We start from the raw sequence: 17,584 nt of genomic DNA on the forward strand, positions 1-17,584 counted from the left end.
AACGTAAACTTCACGTTGCCGTCACTGGCAAACGTCTACCCATTCAGCACCCGTCAACGCGGCCATATGGTCCGGCGCAATGCGCACGGCGGCGTTGGTTGCACCCGCCGCTGGCAGGACCTCGACATAATTTCTCAGCGATATGTCGAGGTAGACAGGCAGAGGGGAGGGCAGGCCGAAGGGGCAGACACCGCCAATGGGATGACCGGTGATGGCAACGACATCTTCCCCACCCAGCATCCGGGGCTTGGTCGCGAATCGATCCCGAAACTTTCGATTGTCGAGCCGCTTGGTACCCGCGGTGACGAGGAGGAGAATCGTATCGCCTGCTTTGAGACAAATCGTCTTGGCAATCTGGTCCGGATCGACATTATGGGCTTCTGCGGCCTGTGCCACAGTGGCGGAGCTTGCCTCGGTAACCAGAACGTCAATCTCTGGAGCGTGGCTGGCGAAATATTTTCGGACAGATTCGATGCTCATGCGCAATCTTTAGGCGTTAATGCAGTTGAGGGCAAGCATAACCACCCTAGTTATGCGTTTTGCGCAATGCTGCGGTGCAATGTCTTGTGTTTTAATCAGGGGAATTTGTTGTATCTTCAAACCATCGAAGCGACGCACTCCTCCTCCCAGCGTCGCCCGATTGGACTGACAACACTCCTCCTCCCAGTTGTCAGTCAGTTTCAAGAACCCGGCGCACCTCCTCCCGCGCCGGGTTTTTGCGTTTTGGGCCTTCCCGAATTCACATCAAGGATCGGAAGTCTTCGGACGTGAAAAGCTCTAAGCCGAGGGTAACGCTGCCGAAACTGAAATAGTGGCGGCGAAATACGGGGCATCGCTTTTCGGCTTCTTCACCAAACAAACTTGACTTATCGGCGTCACCACCTTAGGTGTTTCGCCATCGATATTTGTTTGACGACCAGAGCTTCGGCGTCTTTTAGACGCAAACGACGATCTTTCCTTCAAATTCGAGAACACCCGCGCTGAATTTCAGTGCAAACGTAATTTGCCAACGGAAGGAACATCGTTATGGCGACTGGTACAGTAAAGTGGTTCAACGCAACCAAGGGCTACGGCTTCATTCAGCCTGATGATGGCGCACAGGACGTTTTCGTTCACATCTCCGCAGTTGAGCGCGCTGGCCTGAACGGCCTCAAGGATGGTCAGAAGATCACCTACGAACTCGTTCAGGACCGCCGTTCGGGCAAGATGTCTGCAGACAGCATCGTTGCTGCTTAATTGAAGCTTTGGTCGGCTCTTGAGCCGAGTTGACGCTAGTTGGAAAGGCCGGGTTCGCCCGGCCTTTTTCTTTGCCTGTTTGCTTGTCTATATTTTGACATTCTAAAAAAATATGCGCTCGGCCTTGTAATGGCCACTATCCACCACGATATAAGGTTCATGAGTGTTTCAGCGGTCTCCGACAAAGAGATTTGAAACGACGTGGTTGCGGCTGGTGTGTTAACCAAAGATTAACCAAAGCAGAGCAATCATGTTTCGGAAGACGCGAGCGACAGCAACTTATGTTGGCGCCGTGCTGAGACACCAAACCGTTTTATGCGCCTTGACCACGGATGTACTGGCACTGCTGCTGAAACGGAAGGAAAGGTCGGGCTTGCCCGGCCTTTTTGTTTTTCATGACCTGTTATAGTCATCAAAAGCGCCACTCGCAAAAGCGGGCGGCGCTTTTTTGTTGTTACTTTGCGCTCAGCGCAGAGAGAATTCGCACCCACGAGCGGATGCCCTTGTGGAAGGATTGCAGGTCGTACTTCTCGTTGGGCGAATGAATGCGGTCATCCGTCAGACCGAAGCCGATCATCAGCGAATCCATGCCGAGCATGGTCTGGAAGTCGCCAACGATGGGGATCGATCCGCCCATGCCGATGACGACAGCGGGCTTGGCCCACTCATCGGACAGCGCGCTCTTGGCTTTTGTCAGCGCTGGCGAATCATAAGACAGCTGAATGGCGGGTGATCCGCCGTGCTCATGAAAATCCACCGAGCAGTCAGCCGGAACTTTCGAGCGGACATAGGCGCGAAAGCTTTCTCGGATGGCGGCAGGGTCTTGTTTGCCAACCAGACGGAAAGATACTTTGGCGGACGCCTTGGCCGCAATCACCGTCTTGAAACCTTCGCCGGTGTAACCGCCGACGATGCCGTTGACCTCAGCCGTCGGGCGCGCCCAGGTCAGTTCCAGAACCGAGCGGCCTTTTTCACCCGAAGGGAGGGAAAGACCCACTTCGCCGAGGAATGATTCGGCGGTGCGCCCCAGATTGTCCCAGGATGCCTTGATATTGGCAGGGGTTTCCTCGACGCCATCGTAAAAGCCGGGCAGCGTGATACGGCCCGTCTCGTCATGAAGACCAGCCAGAATGGACGTCAGAATATGGATCGGGTTGGCAGCCGCCCCACCGAACAGGCCCGAATGAAGGTCGCGGTCGGCACCGGTGATGACGATCTCTTCGCCGACGAGACCACGCAGTGCAGCAGCAATCGCGGGTGTTTCGCGGTCCCACATGCTGGTGTCGCAAACCAGTGCATAATCCGCCTTCAGCTCATCGGCATTGGCATCAAGGAAAGGCTTGAGCGATGGCGAACCGGATTCCTCTTCACCTTCGAACAGAATGGTGATGCGCAGCGGCAGCGAACCGTGCGCCTGCTTGTAGGCGCGGCAGGCTTCGACGAAGGTCATCAGCTGACCCTTGTCATCCGATGTACCGCGACCGGTGATGATCTGCCGGCCTTCGCCGATGTCTTTCAACGCCGGATCGAAGGGCTCGTTGTCCCAAAGCGCGATGGGATCGACGGGCTGGACATCGTAATGGCCGTAAAACAGCACATGCGGTGCATCCGGCGTCGCGCCATCGTGATGGGCAACGACCATGGGGTGACCAGCGGTGTCGCGCACCGAGGCCTTGAAGCCGATGCTCGTCAGATCACGGACCAGCCAGTCGGCGGCCTTGCGGCATTCGGCCTTGTAAGCCGGGTCTGTCGAAATGGATTTCAGGCGGACGAGCTCAAAAAGTCTGTCGAGACTGGCGTTGAGATTGTCGTCAACCGCCGAGAGAACGGGGGATATGTCTGTCATTACGCGATCCTGTCATGCAAAGATTGGCGCAGGATAGAGCAAAGGTGGTCCGGTTTCGAGCCGGAAAATCACCTCAGGCCTTTTGGTCGGAGGCTTTGGCGGCCTCGATGGCGCGGCCCATATATTCCAGCAGCAACTGCCGCTCGAATTTCAGCAGCCCGCCAAGCATGGCATCATCGGTTGCCTTGGAAGCGGAAATCGCCTGCAATTCCAGCTCACGGCCACGCTCCGTCAGTTCTATGATCTGCGCGCGCCGGTCTCTGGGGTGCGGTTTGCGCTCGATCAGCCCGTCACGCTCCATGCGCGCCAATGTGTTGGCAAGCGTCGCCTGCTCCACATCGACCCGGTCCAGCAATTGCCGCTGCGTCAAGCCGTCTTCGTGCCAGAGTTCCAGCAATATGGGAAATTGACCCGGCGAAAAACCGAGTGCGGCAGCGCGCTTGTTCAGCGCCTTTGCAAAGGTCTTTGCCAGCTGGGCGGCAAGATAGGTGGCCGAATCGTTTCGCGAAAAACGCATCTCATCCTTGTCCCGGGCGGGCGGCGATACGGTCACCGCAATTGCATATCATGCTATGTAGATATCGAGGCTTTCGCGAAGCATGCGGCGCTGGAAAAAGGGTGGGTTGAGACCATAAAAAACGCCATGGCCGGGAGGGGACGGCCATGGCGTTTATATTGAGGGACAAAGGCCCGGAGAGGGGGGTAGGCCTTTGTCCGGTCTGACGCGGCGGGGGACGAGCCAGCTATCAGACACGGCGTGATCAGTCGCCGTCCTCCAAGAAATGAGGCTGCAAATGCGGCTTTTCAAGGGAAGCCCGGATTACAAATTTGTAACGTTATGGTGAGGTTTGAACCCGGCTTTGCACGTCCCGGAAACAGTGGGTTGGTCCGATCCCCCAAGAACTTTCTATGGACGCCAACACAGGCCCGCGCTATCCATGCTTCCCATGAAAAAAGGCGATCACCTCTTCCTCGTAGACGGCTCCGGTTTCATTTTCCGGGCGTTCCATGCCATTCCAGCGCTCAACCGCAAATCGGATGGATTGCCGGTCAATGCCGTATCCGGTTTCTGCAACATGTTGTGGAAGCTGCTGAAGGATGCGCGCAACACCGATGTCGGCGTGACGCCCACGCATTTCGCTGTGATTTTCGACTATTCTTCGAAAACCTTCCGCAACGAGCTTTACGATCTCTACAAGGCCAACCGTTCGGCGCCGCCGGAAGATCTGGTGCCGCAATTCGGCCTGATCCGCCACGCAACCCGCGCCTTCAATCTGCCCTGCATCGAGACGGAAGGGTTTGAGGCTGATGATATCATTGCTACTTACGCCCGTCAGGCCGAGGCCATCGGCGCGGATGTGACGATCATCTCTTCCGACAAGGATCTGATGCAGCTCGTCACCGCCAATGTGCATATGTACGACGCGATGAAGGACAAGCAGATCGGCGTGCCCGATGTCATCGAAAAATGGGGCGTTGGCCCCGAAAAGATGATCGACCTGCAAGCCATGACCGGCGACTCGACCGACAACATTCCCGGCATTCCCGGCATCGGCCCGAAGACGGCGGCGCAGTTGCTGGGTGAATATGGCGATCTCGATACGCTGCTGGAACGTGCTGGCGAAATCAAGCAGCAGAAGCGCCGCGAAAACATTGTTGCCAATGCGGAACTGGCGCGCCTTTCACGGCAGCTGGTGGCGCTCAGGACAGATGTGCCACTGCAACTGCCGCTGGATGCGCTGACGCTGGAGCCGCAGGATGGCCCCAAGCTCATCGCCTTCCTGAAGGCCATGGAGTTTACCACGCTCACCCGTCGCGTGGCCGAAACCACCGGCGCGGATGCCGCTGCCATCGATGCCGCCAATGTTCCGGTGGAACGCGGCGCGCAGGCGCACGGTCCCGATCTGGATGGGGCACCGGCAGAGCCCGCAGGCGACAAGGCCACATCGCTGGATGAGAGCGCTGTCGAAAACGCCTCGGCCACTGCCTCGGCACTGGAAGGCAGCACGCCAGCCGCGCTTGCCTCCAGCCGCGAAGCCATTTTTTCCGCTGCCAAGATCGATATCACGGCCTATCAAACCATCCGTACGGTTGAAGAGCTGGATCGTTGGATTGCCATGGCGCGGGAAACCGGCGTCGTTGCCTTCGATACGGAAACCACCTCGCTTGATCCGATGCAGGCTGAACTGGTCGGCTTTTCGCTGGCGATTGCCAATAACCGCAAGGATGCGACAGGCGCGGAGATCATCGCCGCCTATGTGCCGATCTCCCACAAGACCGGTTCGGGCGGCGATCTGTTCAGCGATGGCATCAAGCTCGCTCCAGACCAGATTCCGGCACGCGATGCGCTGGATCGATTGAAGGCACTTCTGGAAGACCCGGCCGTTCTCAAGGTCGCGCAGAACCTGAAATACGACTATCTGCTGGTCAAGCGCCTCGGCATCACCATGCAGAGTTTCGATGATACGATGCTGATGTCCTATGTGCTGGAAGCGGGCAAAGGCCTGCACGGCATGGATGCCCTGTCCGAACGCTGGCTCGGCCACACGCCGATTGCTTACAAGGATGTCGCAGGCTCGGGCAAATCGGGCGTCACCTTCGATTTCGTCGATATCGACAAGGCAACCGCCTATGCCGCAGAAGATGCCGATGTCACGTTGCGTTTGTGGATGGTATTGAAACCGCGCCTCGTGGCCGACCGCCTGACCGCCGTCTATGAGCGGCTGGAACGCCCGCTGCTGCCGGTCCTTGCCCGCATGGAAGAGCGCGGCATCACCGTCGACCGGCAAATCCTGTCGCGTCTTTCTGGAGAACTCGCGCAAAAGGCTGCTGCCTTCGAAGAAGAGATTTACGAGCTGGCAGGCGAAAAGTTCAACATTGGCTCGCCCAAGCAACTGGGCGATATTCTGTTCGGCAGAATGGGTCTGCCGGGCGGCTCCAAGACCAAGACCGGGCAATGGTCCACCTCGGCGCAGGTTCTGGAAGATCTGGCCGCCGAAGGTGCCGAACTGCCGCGCAAGATCGTTGACTGGCGTCAGCTGACCAAGCTGAAATCCACCTATACGGATGCGCTTCCCGGCTATATCCATGCCGATACGAAGCGGGTCCACACCTCCTATTCGCTGGCATCCACCACCACCGGTCGCCTGTCCTCGTCAGAGCCCAATCTTCAGAACATTCCGGTGCGCACCGCAGAAGGCCGCAAGATCCGTACAGCCTTTGTGTCCACGCCCGGCAACAAGCTTCTGTCTGCCGACTACAGCCAGATCGAGCTTCGCGTTCTCGCCCATGTCGCGGATATTCCGCAGCTGAGAAACGCCTTTGAAAACGGCATCGACATCCACGCCATGACGGCGTCGGAAATGTTCGGCGTTCCCGTTGAAGGCATGCCATCCGAAGTGCGCCGCCGTGCCAAGGCCATCAACTTCGGCATTATCTATGGCATTTCCTCCTTCGGTCTGGCCAACCAGCTCAGCATCGGGCGCTCGGAAGCGGGAGAGTACATCAAGAAGTATTTCGAGCGCTTTCCCGGCATTCGCGACTATATGGAAAACACCAAGGCCATCGCGCGCGACAAGGGTTATGTCGAAACCATCTTCGGTCGCCGCATCAACTACCCGGAAATCAAGTCGTCCAATCCTTCGGTGCGCGCCTTTAATGAACGCGCCGCCATCAACGCCCCCATTCAGGGCTCTGCGGCCGATATCATCCGCCGCGCCATGATCCGCATCGAACCGGCGCTGGAAGAAGCCAGGCTTGCTGCACGCATGCTGTTGCAGGTGCATGACGAACTGATCTTCGAGGTGGAAGAGGGCGAGATCGACAAGACTTTGCCGGTCGTGGTGTCGATCATGGAAAATGCAGCCATGCCCGCCATCGACATGAAGGTTCCGCTGAAGGTGGATGCGCGTGCCGCCGCCAACTGGGACGAGGCGCACTAAGTCCAACTTGTCATTGAAGTGTCGCGTGCCGGGAGTAGGAGGCTACCTTGCTTACAAGGAGCCTTTGCACCATGCACGCGCCGTTCGTTTCACAGAAGCTCGCCGCCTTTTCCACCGCCAGTAACGATGCGCCGCCGCGTCATCTCGGAACCCGGTATGATTTGAACGGCGAATTTCTGCATGAGCCGGGAAACACGGTCGTCTGTCATCTGGCGGAAGGGTCGCGTACGCAATATGCGATCATCAAGACCCGCAAGCAGCTTCTCGATATGCCGGAAGCCCACAGCCATCTGGCTTTCACGCCCATCTCCAGCCTGCACATGACGGTGTTTCAGGGCATCATCGAGCATCGCCGCACGAGGCCCTATTGGCCAAAGGAGATGCCGGACGACACACCCATCGAAGCGATGACGGATTTCTATCTGGAAAAACTTCAGGCCTTTCCGCAGCTTCCGGCCTTTGCAATGCAGGTTTCCGGCCTCTCACCGCTGGGCCTGACATTGAAAGGTGCAACGGCAGGGGATGACCGGGCGATTGCCGAATGGCGCAATGCCTTTGCCGATATCTTCGGCTATCGCCATCCCGATCACGAAACCTATGAATTCCACATCACCTTCGCCTATATCATGCGCTGGTTCGACCCCGGATGCCTGCCGCGCTGGCAAAGAATGCTGGATGAAAGCCTTGAGCAGTTGCGGTCTGCCGTTCCGGTTCTGGAAATGCGCCCGCCAGCATTCTGTGAATTCAGCGATATGAAGCATTTTGAGGAATTGATCGTTTTCGACCCTGTCTGATAGTCAGTGTCAAAAGCTTTCGCGCAAGACCTGTCTTGGCGATTCGGACATTCTTGAAAAAATCGACGCCGGGGCTGGTCAAAGCCCCGGGAGGCATGTATAAGCGCGCCAAAATTCAGATATAGAAACATGTGACATTCGGCCTGGGTCCTGGCTGGTTCCCGTGTTTCGCCGCTTAAGTGGAGTTACACAAATGGCAGTACCTAAGAGAAAAACAAGCCCGTCCAAGCGCGGCATGCGTCGTTCGGCTGATGGCCTGAAGTCCGCAACCTACGTTGAAGACAAGAACTCCGGCGAACTGCGCCGCCCACACCACATCGACCTGAAGACAGGCATGTACCGTGGTCGTCAGGTTCTGACGCCGAAGGAAAGCGCATAATTTTGCGCCTTCTTTAAGTTACGAAAAGCCGGCCTTTGGGTCGGCTTTTATGTTTTTGGTTTTGCGCACACCAATGGCGCTTGGAAATTCCGACACCTCCCCTTAGACTTGAAGCCGGGAGAGCGGGCTTGGATCAAGCCCCTCATGTGGAGGGTTTCAGGTCGGTGAGGTATCGCTGGATCGGTATCGTGCTTGTGTGCCTTGGTCTCGGCGGTGTCGCCTTGACCCGGGGAAGCGCGCTTATTGCCGAAAGCTACTTCAACGAGGTGGCAGCCCAAGGCGGTACGACGTTGCGGCTGGCGGTCTCTGCGCTCGGCGGGCATTTGAGCCGCTACGAGCCATTGCCCGCGCTGATGGCGGATCATGACGATATCGAGGAGCTTGTTGCGCACCCGCAAGATCAGTCGTTGCGGTTGCGAGCCAATATCTACCTCAAATCCATCAACGATCTGCTGAAATCCTCCGATATCTATATCATGACGCTGGATGGCGAGACGATTGCCGCCAGCAATTATGATGGTCCGGCCAGCTTCGTCGGCCAGAATTTCAGCTACCGCCCCTATTTTCAGGATGCCGCCAAAGGCCAGCAATCGAAATTCTTCGCGCTCGGCACCACGTCGCACAAGCGCGGCTATTATTTCGCCTCTCCCATTCTCTTCAACGGCGAGATCAAGGGCGTCATCGTCTTCAAGGTGGATATCGAAGGTATCGAGGCATCCTTCGGCAATGGCGAGAACCGCATCTTCGTCAATGACCCCGAAGGCATCATCTTCATGACGGGAACGCCCGAATGGCTTTATTCCGCCGTCCAGCCGCTGACGCCCGAACGCATTGCCAAAACCGAGAGCTCACGCCGCTATTCAGATGCCAATCTGAGGCAGCTTGCGGTGACGCACGGCACCTTCGGTGCCCATGATCTGATGACCATCCGCGAGGGCGAGCAGGATCGGGAGTATATTTCCCTCTCGCAGGACATGCCCGACGCCGGATGGACGGTCAATGTGCTGATGGACACCGGCTCCATACGCACACAGGTCAAAACCACGATGATCGCCATCGTCCTGTGCCTTTGCCTTGCAGGGGCGCTGATGGCCGCCATGTTGCAGCGACGCAAGAGATTGCGCGACCGGCTGATCCATCAGGCGGAAGCGCAGGCCGAACTGGAACGGCGCGTGGAAGAACGCACCGCCGATCTCGCCCGCGTCAACCGCGATATCAAGCATGAGATTGCCGAACGCCGCCAGACCGAAAAGCGGCTGCGCAAGACACAGAAGGATTTGATCCAGGCGGGCAAGCTGGCAGCGCTCGGCCAAATGTCGGCAGCTTTGTCTCACGAGTTCAACCAGCCGCTGGCCGCCGCCAAGACCTACGCCGAAAGCGCCTCTCTGCTGATCGAGCGCGGCCGGGTGGGCGAGGCATCGGACAATCTCAAGCGCATCTCGGCGCTGATCGACCGCATGGCCGCCATTGGCAAGCATCTGCGCAACTTCGCACGCAAGCCGAACGAAAAGCTCGGCCCTGTGCCGCTGGATGCGGTGGTCAGCGATACGCTGGAGATCGTCAATGCGCGGCTGAAGGCGGCGGATGCCCGATTGACCGTGGATTTCGGTCCGGTGCCGCTTTACGTCAAAGCTGGGCCGGTGCGGCTCCAGCAGGTCTTGGTCAACATCATTTCCAACGCCGCCGATGCCGTGGAAGGGCTGGAGAATCGCCATATCGATCTCACGGCACGGCAGGAGGGCGAGAAGGTCATCCTCTCGATCCGCGACCACGGTCCCGGCGTGCCGCCCGCCATCATGGAGCGCATATTCGATCCGTTCTTTTCCACCAAAGGCGTGGGCAAGGGCTTGGGTCTCGGACTGTCCATCTCCTACAATATCGTCAAGGATTTCGGCGGACGTCTCAGCGTGACCAATCTGCCCGAGGGTGGTGCGCGCTTCGATATTGAACTGGACGCGGAAGCGCCGATGGAGATTGCTGCCGAATGAATGTCTCGCGTGTTTTGCTGATCGATGACGAAGAGGATTTGCGGCTTTCCACAGGCCAAGCGCTGGAGCTTGCCGGTCTGGATGTCGTCACCGTCGATCACGCCGACCATGTCTTCGAACTGATCGGCTATAGTTTCGATGGCGTCATCGTCAGCGATATCAGAATGCCGGGCATGGACGGCATGACGCTTTTGCAAAAAGTGCGGGAACTGGATGCGGAAATCCCCGTCATTCTTGTCACCGGCCATGGCGATGTGCAGTTGGCGGTCAGCGCCATGCGCAACGGCGCCTATGATTTCATCGAAAAGCCGTTCAGCGTCCAATATCTCGCAGGCATCATCAAACGGGCCATAGATCGCCGCTCGCTGGTTCTGGAAAACCGACGTCTCCGTGCCGTGGCTGGCAAACGCGACGATCTGGAAACCCGCCTGCCGGGCCGCACGCAGGTCATGGTCGATCTGCGCTATCGTATCCGCGCGATTGGCGCGGCAGATGCAGATACGCTCATCATTGGCGATACCGGTGCCGGCAAGGAAGTCGTGGCCCGCGCGCTCCATGATGTCAGCGCCCGTGCAGACAAGCCCTTCGTTGCCATCAATTGCGCAGCCCTGCCGCAGCATCTCATTGAAAGCGAGCTATTCGGCCATGAGGCGGGAGCGTTTCCCGGTGCCTTGCGCCCGCGTTACGGCAAATTCGAACATGCCCGCGGCGGCACGGTGCTGCTGGATGAAATCGGCTCTATGCCGTCGGATATGCAGGGCAAGCTGTTGCGGGTACTGCAGGAGCGTACGATCACCCGCCTTGGCTCCAACGAGACCGTGGAGCTTGATGTGCGCTTCATTGCTACCAGCAAGGCTGATCTTGCCGAAGAGGCGCTGGCGGGCCGCTTCAGGCAGGATTTGCTCTATCGGCTGAATGTCGCCACCGTGCACGTCCCCTCCCTTGCGCAGCGCCGCTCCGATATCCCGCTGCTGTTCCTGCAATTGGTCAGAGAAGCAGCGGCGCGTTACGACCGGGACGATATCGAAGTCCCATCCGGCATTGCCTCCGCCTTGGCGATGCAGGACTGGCCGGGAAATGTGCGGGAGCTGCGAAATGCAGCAGACCGGCTGGTGCTGGGCCTAGACGGCAACGCGTCCGACGGCCAGCTCAATGCCTCCGAACAATCGGCAAGCCTTTCAGCCAAAGTCGCGGAATTCGAAAAATCCGTTCTTGCAAGGGCTATTGCACTGCACAAAGGCAATCTGAAAGCGGTCTATGAGACGCTCGGAATATCGCGCAAGACGCTTTATGAAAAAATGCAAAAACATGCGCTGACGAAGTCCGATCTCGCGGATGAAGATTTAAAAACCCTGCCTTGAAGCTTCAGCAATACTCTCATGGGTGGATTTCCACCCATCGATAGAGTCGAATGTTTCGATTTCCACCCATTGCGGCAAGACGCCAGCTGCTTTTCTTCTTCTCAGCCTCCGGCGGCATTGCTTAGGTCAAAGCACCGATTGCAAATAGCTCACCCCCGACCGGCGCAATAGGAGTGCGACGGTCGATGAGGCCATATTTCATCGGGAGGAAAAGATGAAAATTCTCAAAACCGTCACAGGTGCCGTGGCTGCTGCCGCCGTATCGCTGTTTGCTCTGTCCGCAGCCGCACAGACCTATCCGCAACGCAACATCACCATGGTCGTGCCTTTTGCCGCCGGTGGCCCTACCGATACGGTTGCTCGCCTGGTGGCCGAATCCATGTCGAAAGACTTGGGACAGCAGATCGTCGTGGAAAATGTCGGCGGTGCTGGTGGTACGCTGGGTGCCGGCCGCGTCGCATCGGCTGATCCGGACGGTTACACCGTGCTTCTTCACCACATCGGCATGGCAACCAGCGCCACGCTCTACCGCAAGCTGGCCTATAACACGCTCGAAGCCTTCGATTATGTCGGCCTCGTCACCGAAGTGCCGATGACCATTCTGTCACGCAAGACGCTGGAGACCAATGACCTCAAGGGCCTCATCGAATACGCAAAGGCCAATAAGGATACGGTCACTGTCGCCAATGCCGGCATCGGTGCTGCCTCGCATCTGTGCGGCATGCTGTTCATGAGCGCCATCCAGACCCCGCTCGTCACAGTGCCTTACAAGGGTACAGGCCCGGCCATGACCGATCTCTTGGGCGGTCAAGTCGATATCATGTGTGACCAGACGACCAACACCACCAAGCAGATTCAGGGCAAAACCGTCAAAGCCTATGCGGTGACGACACCCAAGCGTCTCGACGTGCTGCCCGACGTGCCGACAGCGGCAGAGGCTGGTCTTCCAAGCTTCGAAGTCGGTGTCTGGCACGGCATTTATACGCCGAAAGGTACACCCGCCGACATCAACGAACGCCTTTCGAAGTCGCTTCAGGTGGCCCTGAAAGACCCGAATGTCGCAGCCCGCTTTGCCGAGCTCGGCACCACGCCGTCTCCTGAGGCAGATGGCACGCCGGCGGCACTCAAGGCCAAGCTGGAAAGCGAAATTCCGCGTTGGAAAACGGTGATCGAGGCCGCAGGCCAGTACGCCGACTAAGTCTCTTTCAAGCACTCAACCGGTGGCCGTCACAGGCCGCCGGTTTTCACTCGCCAGCGGGGGACCCAACATATGAAATCCATTTCATTCGATGCGACAGAGGCAATCTGTGGCGGCTTTTTCATCGCTCTCGGCCTTTTCTTTGCCTGGCAATCCTACGGGCTGGAACTGGGGACGGCGTTTCGCATGGGGCCGGGCTATTTCCCGCTCGTGCTCTCCATCATCCTTGTGGCGCTCGGCACCTTCATCTTCGTGCGCGCAGGCAATATCCAGGGCGAGCCCCTGGGGCCCATCGCGTGGCGCGGCATCTTTCTCATTCTGCCCGCACCGATCTTCTTCGGCATGACGGTGCGCGGTCTCGGCTTCGTTCCAGCCCTGTTTTGCAGCGCACTCATCGCCTCCTTCGCGTCTCATAAGATGAAGCCGTGGATGGCCGTCGTGCTGTCCGTCGGCATCACCATCTTTTCCGTGGCCGTGTTCGATTACGGTCTGGGACTGCCCTTCCAGCGCTTCGGCCCCTGGCTCAACTTCTGAGGTGCATGATGGAACTGTTTGATAATCTCGCGCTGGGTTTTTCCACCGCCACATCTCTTCACAACCTGTTCTTCTGCCTCATTGGCGTGTTGCTCGGCACCTTGATCGGCGTCTTGCCGGGCATCGGTGCCACGGCAACCATCGCCATGCTGCTGCCGATCACCTTCCAGCTGGAGCCGGTTTCTTCGCTCATCATGCTCGCGGGCATCTATTACGGCGCGCAATATGGCGGCTCGACCACGGCGATCCTCATCAACATGCCGGGCGAATCTTCCTCTGCCGTCACCGCCATCGATGGCTACCAGATGGCGCGCAAGGGCAAAGCAGGCGTCGCACTGGCCATTGCCGCCATCGGCTCCTTCTTCGCTGGTACGGTCTCGACCTTCCTCGTGGCGGTCTTCGCACCGCCTCTAACGGCCATCGCGTTGGAATTCGGTGCCGCCGAATATTTCTCGCTGATGGTTGTCGGCCTCGTCTCGTCCATCGCCCTTGCTCACGGCTCCATCATCAAGGCGCTGGCCATGGTCGTTCTCGGCCTGCTGCTCGGGCTGGTGGGAACGGATATCTATAGCGGCACGCCGCGCTTCACGCTGGGCATCCGTGAATATGCCGATGGACTGAACTTCGTCGCAGTCGCCGTCGGTGTCTTCGGCATTGCCGAAATCTTGAGAAACCTCGAAAACGAAAAGACCCGTTCGGTCTTGATGGCCAAGGTCAGCGGCCTTCTGCCCAGCAAAGACGATTTCAAACAAATGATCGGCCCTGTACTGCGCGGCACGGCCATCGGCTCAGCGCTCGGCATCCTGCCCGGCGGCGGTGCGATCCTTGCAGCCTTCGCGTCCTACACGGTCGAAAAGCGTGTCTCGAAGCACCCGGAAGAATTCGGCCACGGCGCTATTGCCGGTGTGGCTGGTCCTGAGTCGGCCAACAATGCCGGTGCACAGACCTCGTTCATTCCGCTCCTGACGCTTGGCATTCCCGCCAACCCGGTCATGGCGCTGATGATCGGTGCCATGATTATTCAGGGCATCGTTCCTGGCCCGAATGTCGCTGTCGAACAGCCAGCTTTGTTCTGGGGCATCATCGCATCCATGTGGATCGGTAACCTGATGCTGGTTGTCCTCAATTTGCCGCTGATCGGGCTGTGGGTGAAGCTGCTGACGATCCCTTACTATGTGCTGTTCCCCATCATCATGGCGTTCTGCGCCATCGGGGTCTACAGCGTCAACTCCAACGTCTATGATCTCTATGCCGTCGCCTTCTTTGGGCTCATCGGTTATGCGCTGGTCAAACTGCGCTGCGAACCGGCACCCTTGCTGCTCGGTTTCGTGCTGGGGCCGCTGCTGGAAGAGAACCTGCGCCGGGCGATGATCCTGTCGCGTGGCGATCCCTCCACCTTCGTCACCCGCCCCATCAGCGCCACCCTGCTTTTGATTGCGCTGGCAGTTCTCGTCATCGTCTTCCTTCCAAGCGTCAAGAAAAAGCGCGAAGAGGTCTTTCAGGAAGAAGATTGAGATTGGCGAAACAACGAAACTCTCAAAGGCCGGGCATCATGTCCGGCCTTTGTCTTGTTTGTCGGCTATAAAACTGTCAAAGCAGGGCGGAAAACAGGAGGCGATCATGGCAGATACCAGCGAAAACCGGATCATTGCGCTCGAAGAAACCGTAGCGCATCAGGCAAAAGCCATCGAGGAGCTATCAGATCAGCTTGCCGAACAATGGAAGGTCGTTGAGCAGACCCGCGCCAAGCTCGACCGGCTGACGGAGCGATTTCTGAGCCTCGAAGAGCAGGCGCTGGAAGCACCCGCCATCACCAAGCCACCGCATTACTGAGGAAGCCAGAGATGAGCGATACAGCCTCTGCCGCATCCGATGTCATGGCGTTCTGGAACGAAGCCGGGCCAGACAAATGGTTCGACAAGGACGCGCAATTCGACGCTGCCTTCCATGATCGTTTCAGGGATTTGCATTTTGCTGCCGCCCGCCGTGAACTCGATGGCTGGCTTGAGGGTGATGAGAGCAGTCTTGCGTTGCTCTTGCTGCTGGATCAGTTTCCACGCAACTGTTTCCGTGGCACGGCCCACATGTATGCGACAGACCCGCTTGCCCGCCATTACGGGCAGGAGGCAATGCGTCGCGGCCATGACACGACCATCGATGCGGAACTTCGCATCTTCTTCTATCTGCCGCTGATGCATTCCGAAGACCTCGAGGATCAGGAACTGTGCTGCAAGCTCTGCGAACCCTTGGGCGAACGCTATTTTCCGTTTGCGGTCGAACATCGCGACATCGTTAAACGCTTCGGACGTTTCCCGCACCGCAATGACATGCTGCTGCGACAGACTACAGCGGAAGAAAAGGCGTTTCTGGACGAAGGCGGTTTTGCGGGTTAAGCGCTCAATACTTGACTGAAATCAATCCGCTTGCGGCAGAAACACTTATGGTCCAATGATCGATTGCAGCATCACCATGCCGACATTTCTGGAATTCACCGGGGCCATTCTGCTTCTCTTGCTGACGCCCGGGCCAACCAACACGCTCATGGCGCTGGCGGGTTACAGCCGCGGTGTCACGCGCGCTCTGCCGTTGATCCTGTGCGAAATCCTCGGATATCTCGCCATCATCGTTCCGGTCGCCATCGTCGCAGCACCGTTTCTCGCCGCTCATCCGGCGCTGTCGCTCATCGCAAAGATTTGCGCAAGCCTCTGGGTGCTGTTTCTGGCCTATCGTTTGTGGTTTAAAGCCGCAGCACAGGCCAGGCAAAAAGACGTAACGGCGGCGGATATTCTGGTCACGACGATACTCAATCCCAAAGCGCTGATCATTGCCGTTGTTATCATGCCGCACGGGCAGGCCGTCGACCTGCTGCCATGGCTTGGTCTCTTCTCAGGGCTCGTCGTTCTGGCGGCTTCCGGCTGGATCAGCCTTGGCTGTTATTTTGCGCGGGGCGGGGCTGTTTCTCTGAAACCGGAAGCCATGCAGCGCATTGCGGCCACCTGCCTTATCATCTTCGCCGCCGTTCTTGCCACGAGTTCGCTGAGGGCCATGGCATAAAAAAGCCGCGCATTCTCTCGAAAGCACGGCTTTTTGTCGGTAGGCGGATGCTGCCTCAACCGTCGAAGAATTCCTTCATCCGGGCAAAGAAGCCGGTGGATTCTGGATTGTTATCTTTGGACGACAGTTCGTGGAATTCCTGCAGCAATTCGCGCTGACGCTTGGTCAGCTTCTGCGGTGTTTCGATCTGAATCTGGATGTAGAGATCGCCCTGCTGCGCAGACCGCAGAACAGGCATGCCCTTACCCTTCAGACGGAACTGTTTGCCAGCCTGCGTACCTTCGGGAACTGTCACACGCGATTTCGTGCCATCCAATGTCGTCACATCGAATGTGCCGCCAAGCGCTGCCGTCGTCATGGAGATCGGCACAGCGCAATAGAGATCGGCACCGTCACGCTGGAAGAACTCGTGTGGCCGTACGGAGAGGAAGATGTAGAGGTCGCCCGATGGGCCACCGCGCATGCCAGCCTCGCCTTCGCCCTGCAAGCGAATCCGGGTACCGTCTTCGATACCAGCTGGAATATTGACCGAGAGAGAACGCTCTTCCGGTACACGGCCCTGACCGTGGCACTTGGTGCAGGGGTCGGTAATCGTCTGGCCACGACCGTGGCAGGTCGGGCAGGTACGTTCCACCGAGAAGAAACCCTGTGCTGCACGCACGCGGCCCGAACCCTGGCAGGTGCCGCAGGTCTTGGGCTGGGTACCGGGCTTGGCGCCGGAACCGGAACAGACGTCGCAGGTGATGGATGTCGGCACGCGAATCTGCGCTGTTCTGCCGCTGAAAGCTTCCTCCAGCGAAATTTCCATATTATAGCGAAGATCGGCGCCGCGCTCGCGTCCGCCGCTGGAGCGACGTGCACGGCCGCCGCCCATCATCTCGCCAAAAATGTCTTCAAAAATATCGGAGAAACCACCGCTGCCGCCACCACCGAAGCCGCCGCCTGCATTGCCCATGCCACCCTGTTCGAAGGCTGCGTGGCCGAAACGGTCGTAAGCAGCCCGCTTCTGCGGGTCCTTGAGCGTTTCATAGGCTTCGTTGATTTCCTTGAACTTCTTTTCAGATTCGGCATCATCGGGATTCTTGTCCGGGTGATACTTCATCGCGAGTTTGCGGAAGGCGCTTTTCAGCTCTTTTTCGTCGGCAGTTCTGCCAACGCCAAGTGTTTCGTAAAAGTCTGCTTTCGCCATTAATTAACAAGCCCCGGAAATGGATTTCCGGCTGCACTAGGCAGCCGGATTTCAGTCAAGCATC

The 17,584-nt window shown here is 58.0% G+C and carries 16 protein-coding genes; 12 read left to right on the forward strand and 4 right to left on the reverse strand.

From position 1 onward, the window contains the following. Nucleotides 1-21: 21 nt before the first annotated feature. Nucleotides 22-480, reverse strand: coding sequence for a YbaK/EbsC family protein (locus tag AC27VJ_RS00100; RefSeq protein ID WP_488682345.1), 459 nt, complete (start codon nucleotides 478-480; stop codon nucleotides 22-24). A gap of 546 nt (nucleotides 481-1,026) precedes the next feature. Here AC27VJ_RS00100 and AC27VJ_RS00105 point away from each other — a divergent pair. After that, on the forward strand, nucleotides 1,027-1,236 hold the full coding sequence (locus tag AC27VJ_RS00105; protein ID WP_045230211.1) for a cold-shock protein: 210 nt from the start codon (nucleotides 1,027-1,029) through the stop codon (nucleotides 1,234-1,236). A gap of 454 nt (nucleotides 1,237-1,690) precedes the next feature. On the opposite strand, the gene AC27VJ_RS00110 is transcribed toward AC27VJ_RS00105, so the two are convergent. Both AC27VJ_RS00110 and AC27VJ_RS00115 read right to left on the reverse strand, forming a co-directional pair. Beyond that, the gene (locus AC27VJ_RS00110) at nucleotides 1,691-3,082 is read right to left on the reverse strand and encodes a M20/M25/M40 family metallo-hydrolase (protein WP_488682346.1); all 1,392 of its coding nucleotides are present in this window, start codon (nucleotides 3,080-3,082) and stop codon (nucleotides 1,691-1,693) included. A 73-nt stretch (nucleotides 3,083-3,155) separates the two neighbouring features. Continuing rightward, nucleotides 3,156-3,599, reverse strand: coding sequence for a MarR family winged helix-turn-helix transcriptional regulator (locus AC27VJ_RS00115; RefSeq protein ID WP_488682347.1), 444 nt, complete (start codon nucleotides 3,597-3,599; stop codon nucleotides 3,156-3,158). 430 nt (nucleotides 3,600-4,029) lie between these two features. Here AC27VJ_RS00115 and polA point away from each other — a divergent pair, with 430 nt between their 5' ends. The 11 genes from polA to AC27VJ_RS00170 all read left to right on the forward strand — a co-directional run bounded on the left by polA (nucleotide 4,030) and on the right by AC27VJ_RS00170 (nucleotide 16,331). Next, entirely contained in the window at nucleotides 4,030-7,023 is a 2,994-nt protein-coding gene (gene polA, locus AC27VJ_RS00120) for a DNA polymerase I (protein WP_488682348.1), read from the forward strand. A gap of 71 nt (nucleotides 7,024-7,094) precedes the next feature. Further along, entirely contained in the window at nucleotides 7,095-7,817 is a 723-nt protein-coding gene (locus tag AC27VJ_RS00125; protein WP_488682349.1) for a DUF1868 domain-containing protein, read from the forward strand. A gap of 193 nt (nucleotides 7,818-8,010) precedes the next feature. Next, entirely contained in the window at nucleotides 8,011-8,196 is a 186-nt protein-coding gene (gene rpmF, locus AC27VJ_RS00130; protein WP_003507205.1) for a 50S ribosomal protein L32, read from the forward strand. Between the two features lie 164 nt (nucleotides 8,197-8,360). Continuing rightward, a complete protein-coding gene (locus AC27VJ_RS00135; RefSeq protein ID WP_488683145.1) occupies nucleotides 8,361-10,184 on the forward strand; it encodes a sensor histidine kinase in 1,824 nt (607 codons plus the stop codon). Then, on the forward strand, nucleotides 10,181-11,545 hold the full coding sequence (locus tag AC27VJ_RS00140) for a sigma-54-dependent transcriptional regulator (protein WP_488682350.1): 1,365 nt from the start codon (nucleotides 10,181-10,183) through the stop codon (nucleotides 11,543-11,545). Before AC27VJ_RS00135 ends, AC27VJ_RS00140 begins: the two co-directional genes overlap by 4 nt. Nucleotides 11,546-11,759: 214 nt before the next feature. Continuing rightward, on the forward strand, nucleotides 11,760-12,743 hold the full coding sequence (locus AC27VJ_RS00145; RefSeq protein ID WP_488682351.1) for a tripartite tricarboxylate transporter substrate-binding protein: 984 nt from the start codon (nucleotides 11,760-11,762) through the stop codon (nucleotides 12,741-12,743). A 72-nt stretch (nucleotides 12,744-12,815) separates the two neighbouring features. Continuing rightward, the gene (locus AC27VJ_RS00150; protein ID WP_488682352.1) at nucleotides 12,816-13,277 is read left to right on the forward strand and encodes a tripartite tricarboxylate transporter TctB family protein; all 462 of its coding nucleotides are present in this window, start codon (nucleotides 12,816-12,818) and stop codon (nucleotides 13,275-13,277) included. An 8-nt stretch (nucleotides 13,278-13,285) separates the two neighbouring features. Further along, on the forward strand, nucleotides 13,286-14,791 hold the full coding sequence (locus tag AC27VJ_RS00155; RefSeq protein ID WP_353578170.1) for a tripartite tricarboxylate transporter permease: 1,506 nt from the start codon (nucleotides 13,286-13,288) through the stop codon (nucleotides 14,789-14,791). A gap of 106 nt (nucleotides 14,792-14,897) precedes the next feature. Next, nucleotides 14,898-15,110, forward strand: a complete 213-nt coding sequence (locus AC27VJ_RS00160; protein WP_353578171.1) for a SlyX family protein — start codon at nucleotides 14,898-14,900, stop codon at nucleotides 15,108-15,110. An 11-nt stretch (nucleotides 15,111-15,121) separates the two neighbouring features. After that, nucleotides 15,122-15,670 carry a DUF924 family protein gene (locus AC27VJ_RS00165; RefSeq protein WP_488682353.1) on the forward strand — a complete coding sequence of 183 codons (549 nt, stop codon included), beginning with the start codon at nucleotides 15,122-15,124 and terminating at the stop codon, nucleotides 15,668-15,670. Between the two features lie 76 nt (nucleotides 15,671-15,746). After that, complete coding sequence (locus AC27VJ_RS00170) at nucleotides 15,747-16,331, forward strand: LysE family translocator (RefSeq protein ID WP_488682354.1); 585 nt, start codon at nucleotides 15,747-15,749, stop codon at nucleotides 16,329-16,331. Nucleotides 16,332-16,386: 55 nt separating this feature from the next. Here AC27VJ_RS00170 and dnaJ read toward each other — a convergent pair whose 3' ends face one another. After that, nucleotides 16,387-17,520 (reverse strand): molecular chaperone DnaJ, encoded by a 1,134-nt coding sequence (gene dnaJ / locus AC27VJ_RS00175; protein ID WP_488682355.1) that lies wholly within the window; start codon nucleotides 17,518-17,520, stop codon nucleotides 16,387-16,389. Nucleotides 17,521-17,584: the final 64 nt, after the last annotated feature.

The organism is Agrobacterium sp. 20P9.1.2 (assembly GCF_057799395.1).

Excerpts from the sequence above, each read along its gene's own strand:
- AC27VJ_RS00100 (WP_488682345.1), bottom strand. The coding sequence starts at position 480 with ATGAGCATCGAATCTGTCCGAAAATATTTCGCCAGCCACGCTCCAGAG.
- AC27VJ_RS00105 (WP_045230211.1), top strand. The coding sequence starts at position 1,027 with ATGGCGACTGGTACAGTAAAGTGGTTCAACGCAACCAAGGGCTACGGC.
- AC27VJ_RS00110 (WP_488682346.1), bottom strand. The coding sequence starts at position 3,082 with ATGACAGACATATCCCCCGTTCTCTCGGCGGTTGACGACAATCTCAAC.
- AC27VJ_RS00115 (WP_488682347.1), bottom strand. The coding sequence starts at position 3,599 with ATGCGTTTTTCGCGAAACGATTCGGCCACCTATCTTGCCGCCCAGCTG.
- polA (WP_488682348.1), top strand. The coding sequence starts at position 4,030 with ATGAAAAAAGGCGATCACCTCTTCCTCGTAGACGGCTCCGGTTTCATT.
- AC27VJ_RS00125 (WP_488682349.1), top strand. The coding sequence starts at position 7,095 with ATGCACGCGCCGTTCGTTTCACAGAAGCTCGCCGCCTTTTCCACCGCC.
- rpmF (WP_003507205.1), top strand. The coding sequence starts at position 8,011 with ATGGCAGTACCTAAGAGAAAAACAAGCCCGTCCAAGCGCGGCATGCGT.
- AC27VJ_RS00140 (WP_488682350.1), top strand. The coding sequence starts at position 10,181 with ATGAATGTCTCGCGTGTTTTGCTGATCGATGACGAAGAGGATTTGCGG.
- AC27VJ_RS00145 (WP_488682351.1), top strand. The coding sequence starts at position 11,760 with ATGAAAATTCTCAAAACCGTCACAGGTGCCGTGGCTGCTGCCGCCGTA.
- AC27VJ_RS00150 (WP_488682352.1), top strand. The coding sequence starts at position 12,816 with ATGAAATCCATTTCATTCGATGCGACAGAGGCAATCTGTGGCGGCTTT.
- AC27VJ_RS00155 (WP_353578170.1), top strand. The coding sequence starts at position 13,286 with ATGGAACTGTTTGATAATCTCGCGCTGGGTTTTTCCACCGCCACATCT.
- AC27VJ_RS00160 (WP_353578171.1), top strand. The coding sequence starts at position 14,898 with ATGGCAGATACCAGCGAAAACCGGATCATTGCGCTCGAAGAAACCGTA.
- AC27VJ_RS00165 (WP_488682353.1), top strand. The coding sequence starts at position 15,122 with ATGAGCGATACAGCCTCTGCCGCATCCGATGTCATGGCGTTCTGGAAC.
- AC27VJ_RS00170 (WP_488682354.1), top strand. The coding sequence starts at position 15,747 with ATGCCGACATTTCTGGAATTCACCGGGGCCATTCTGCTTCTCTTGCTG.
- dnaJ (WP_488682355.1), bottom strand. The coding sequence starts at position 17,520 with ATGGCGAAAGCAGACTTTTACGAAACACTTGGCGTTGGCAGAACTGCC.